Annotated in this window: 3 protein-coding genes; 1 reads left to right on the top strand and 2 read right to left on the bottom strand. The window is 52.3% G+C overall.

The genetic code is table 11. The features are described 5' to 3' along the window. Nucleotides 1–436 precede the first annotated feature (436 nt). Both BUA24_RS11530 and BUA24_RS11525 read right to left on the bottom strand, forming a co-directional pair. Nucleotides 437–1,621, bottom strand: a complete 1,185-nt coding sequence (locus BUA24_RS11530; RefSeq protein ID WP_072792732.1) for a hypothetical protein — start codon at nt 1,619–1,621, stop codon at nt 437–439. Between the two features lie 359 nt (nt 1,622–1,980). Continuing rightward, entirely contained in the window at nt 1,981–2,508 is a 528-nt protein-coding gene (locus tag BUA24_RS11525) for a hypothetical protein (protein ID WP_143146555.1), read from the bottom strand. Between the two features lie 560 nt (nt 2,509–3,068). Between BUA24_RS11525 and BUA24_RS11520 the strand changes: the two genes are divergently transcribed. Beyond that, nucleotides 3,069–3,284: a hypothetical protein gene (locus BUA24_RS11520; protein ID WP_072792728.1), complete on the top strand. Its 216-nt coding sequence runs from the start codon at nt 3,069–3,071 to the stop codon at nt 3,282–3,284. Nucleotides 3,285–3,580 lie beyond the last annotated feature (296 nt).

Here is a 3,580-nt window from a genome sequence, read left to right as displayed (position 1 = left end):
CTATGGCCTATTTGCACAACTTTAGGCACACGATCGCCAATACGCAGAGCAGATACCTGCACTCCGTCGGTTATCAAGAGGGAGAACTCCAAGTGGCGAACACCACAAGGGGGAGAGTACCGATGCGAGGCACAGGGGCGAGTCAACCCGTACTAGTGGGGAAGGTCCTGTAATGGGATTGGAGCTGGACGGCCCCTTGAGCGTGGTCCACTTCGTTTGTGACAAGACCACCCGCAGTTTATTTGCCTCGCTCCTATGTTGCTCTAGATCTTACGTAGTTCTCGCCCTCATCCATTTATTTGACAATTCGCGCACACAGGCACTGAGACCTAGGGCTCTATCAAAAGGAATGCCCGCAGAGCCAGCCATTCCTTAATATGTGCACACAACATCGTTGCGAGTTAGAGACCATCTGGATGAAAACATGGCCGAAGATTCACTGATGGCCCAGTAGAGCCCCATCAAACTCGAATATAGCATTGTCAATATCTCGTTCGGGCCAGGATAGTTCGATGACACAAGCCCCTGGTGGTGGAAGGGGCATAATCCATAGCCAAAGAGAGTTGTGATCGAAAGGATGTCGGTCGAAGCGCACTACAGTTGGGTCACCAAGTGTATCTTCTCGTCGCAGATCGGTGACGAGTTCCTTACGTCCATCGGCGAATCTGACTTCTAGCCGGAGGCTATTGTAGGGGTCGGATGACTGATTTTTCTTCCAGTAAGGCTTCTGATTTGGGTCAGACAACGACGTCGTACTGGTCCCGATATTCTTGTCAGTCATTTTGAGGTTCACCTCAAAACCATCGCGATAGGGGATCAACCGTTCGCAGGTCAGCACGATCTTTTCATTGTCCGCGAGAACGACCGGTTGAGGAAGCACCGAAGGGGGGAGCTTGTGTTGTGGGACAACGATCTCTTCTGTCCACTCCGTCTCAACCTTGTGCGAAGAGACAGAAAGAAAAGTCTCTTGGAGAAGATCAAAAAACAAGTTCCGATCCTGAGTAACCACCCTGGTGCAGAGTAAAACCCCTGGCCGGACGTGGTCCCACCACTCTACTTCACTATCTAGTACCTTGATTGACGCTTTCAATTCGAAGCCAGATGTCGACTGCCGCTGATCGATAACCTTTTCGGCGAGCGATTTGACCTGTGTGTAGACCTCCCTAACGTACCTACGCTCAAGCGCGATACGTTCAGCCGTTCGAGTTCTGTTCCACTCCAATGCTCTGTCTCTGGCCAGCTGCAATACGTTGAGAGCGGCTGATGACGAGGCGAGATCGCGCAACAGGGGTACCTCGGCAACCACCTGATCAAATGGTGTCCCACGCGCCAGTAGCCGAGACTCCACTGATAATAAATCTGTAGCGTCAGCGTGATTCTTTGGTTGCAGTGGGATCGCAAGTTTCCAGAGCCTAAGCCAAGTTCCCGTAACCAATTTGACATCGGTCGTATTTAGTCGCACGTCAACCGGATCGCCAATTGAAACGAGTGGCGGGGGAACGTGTGGTGATGCAACCTCATCTAGCTGGAGAGCATCACGAAGATAGAGGAGTACGTTCAGGAGGTCAGCCTGAAAGTCCCACCGTACAGACCAATTACTGTGATCGAAGGCGTTTCTCATGAGAGCCTCCTCTCCTATATTCCGATCGGGGCACTGCTATGCGTTGTACCGACGCTGTGGTCACAGTACTGACCCACAGTCTAGGCTCATTCAGGGCCGTAACGCTACCGGAAGTGGTAAAAGCCCAGATATGAGACAGTCCATGGGGCTTTGTCCGCCTCACATGGGAATCGATCCCCATAATGTTATCCCTCTGATCCCTCTGCTGCTCCGATTCGGAGGAGCAGTTAGGGGACATCGGTGCGGGAAGTCGGACTCGCCGAGTAGCAAATGGCGTTCGTCCCGAACGCGTAACTTCCGCTGGAAACTCCGCCAATGTAGAAACCTGCACCTTCAACCGCCTGGTAATGCGGATTCTCTCAATCATAACCAGGAAAGATCTCGCTCCACTGGTTGCCCCACGGTCTACTGTAGGTTACATTAGCTCCCGAGGTATCCCAGTAGTTGAACAGTACGGTTCCAATCACGCTTGGATCGACATCGTACCCGGTGTCAACTACCACTCCGGAGTGGTTACCGTTAGGAGCGATATAAATGTAACTACTTCCACAGCTGCCGGACACCGTATCAGCGGGCCGAATGGAAACATGCCGCAAGAGTTGCTGTCGTGCGGCATCCGCAATCGGCGCTGGCGCATTCAGGCGAACTCCATTTGCAAGAGTGAGTACCGACATTCCATTTGCTCCAACCGGGGATACAGACACAACAGTACTCGCGACCATAGGCTCAACGCTGGCGACAACCTTGGACTCATTGACTTGGCCAATGCGAGCACCCGAAATGGGAGCCTTTCCGCTAGCATAAGCATTAGGCGCTGCCACGAGCGATGCCAGCAGGCTAGCAACAGCTAGCGCAGCCCCTCCTTGGACCATGTTCCGTACTTTCATTATTACCCCCCAATGGTGATTATCACTACCAGAGTTATCGTCTGGTACAATCAACAACACAGCACGAGTTGGCGACGTTTTCACAGCATTATGAGAAAATAGCGAAAATATACCTACTACCAGGGTGTTTGGCATCTGGTCGCTGAAAGTGCCAGGATCGGTGTTCAACGTTCGTAGGGGGAGACTATCAGCCGAGGTAGGGCCAGTTGCGACATGGATTTCACCAACAGATGAACATGGGCCTTTGACTGATCATGCGATTGGATCTGGGCAGCTCAGATGGATCAAAGACGGTCCTTGCTCTTTACGCTCTCACGTTGTTGAATCATGAGCCTAAAATTACGGTGACCAACGACTTGAGCGCTCCCAGGCGGTGATTGCAGTCTCTGTCATCCGTTTGGAGGACAAGCATATTGACAGTTGCTGTTAGCTTGGATGGCTTTTAACTCGATCACCATTATGGTCCCCGGCCACTTAGCAGCTGGTGATCGTGCCATGATGGCAATGAGCAAGGCGAATAGGCCAGAACCACGCCCCTTTTGCTGCCTCCAGCCAAGGAAATGCTAACTGAGTTGCCGACCTCGCTACAAAGGAGAGGACCCGTCTCTTTCACAGACGGACCGGTCATACTCGTCATGGCACTTGAGGAGGAGGCATCGACCCCGCGCCCTTCGATGATCGAGGCCCACCCTGAGGCGCTGCTTATCTGGGCCAAACTGGCAAATGATTTGCTGGAGACCACCTCTCTAGAGGTATCCGAGACCGGTCGGAACTAGCGCTAACATACCACTGGTTGCGACATTACTGACTCCTAATACAAGTAACTTATGCTTACCTAGTTTCATCTAAACTCCTGTCAAGAACAACTTCGTTAATCGAAGCGGATCACAAACTCAGACGCCTAGACGCTGCCTTCTTGCATGCCTAGCCTGAATTTCAAGCCCGCTTTATAGGCGAACCTCCGAGTTGACAAACTCGGCTCTATTGACACTCATGTGGATGCCCGGACTCCCATGGCGGGCCATAGCCCCAGTTCAGTAGGGGTATTTGGGGCACAAATGGCTGCATGAGA

The organism is Ferrithrix thermotolerans DSM 19514 (assembly GCF_900128965.1).
GTDB classification, from domain to species: domain Bacteria; phylum Actinomycetota; class Acidimicrobiia; order Acidimicrobiales; family Acidimicrobiaceae; genus Ferrithrix; species Ferrithrix thermotolerans.
This window is presented reverse-complemented; position numbering and strand designations above follow the sequence as displayed.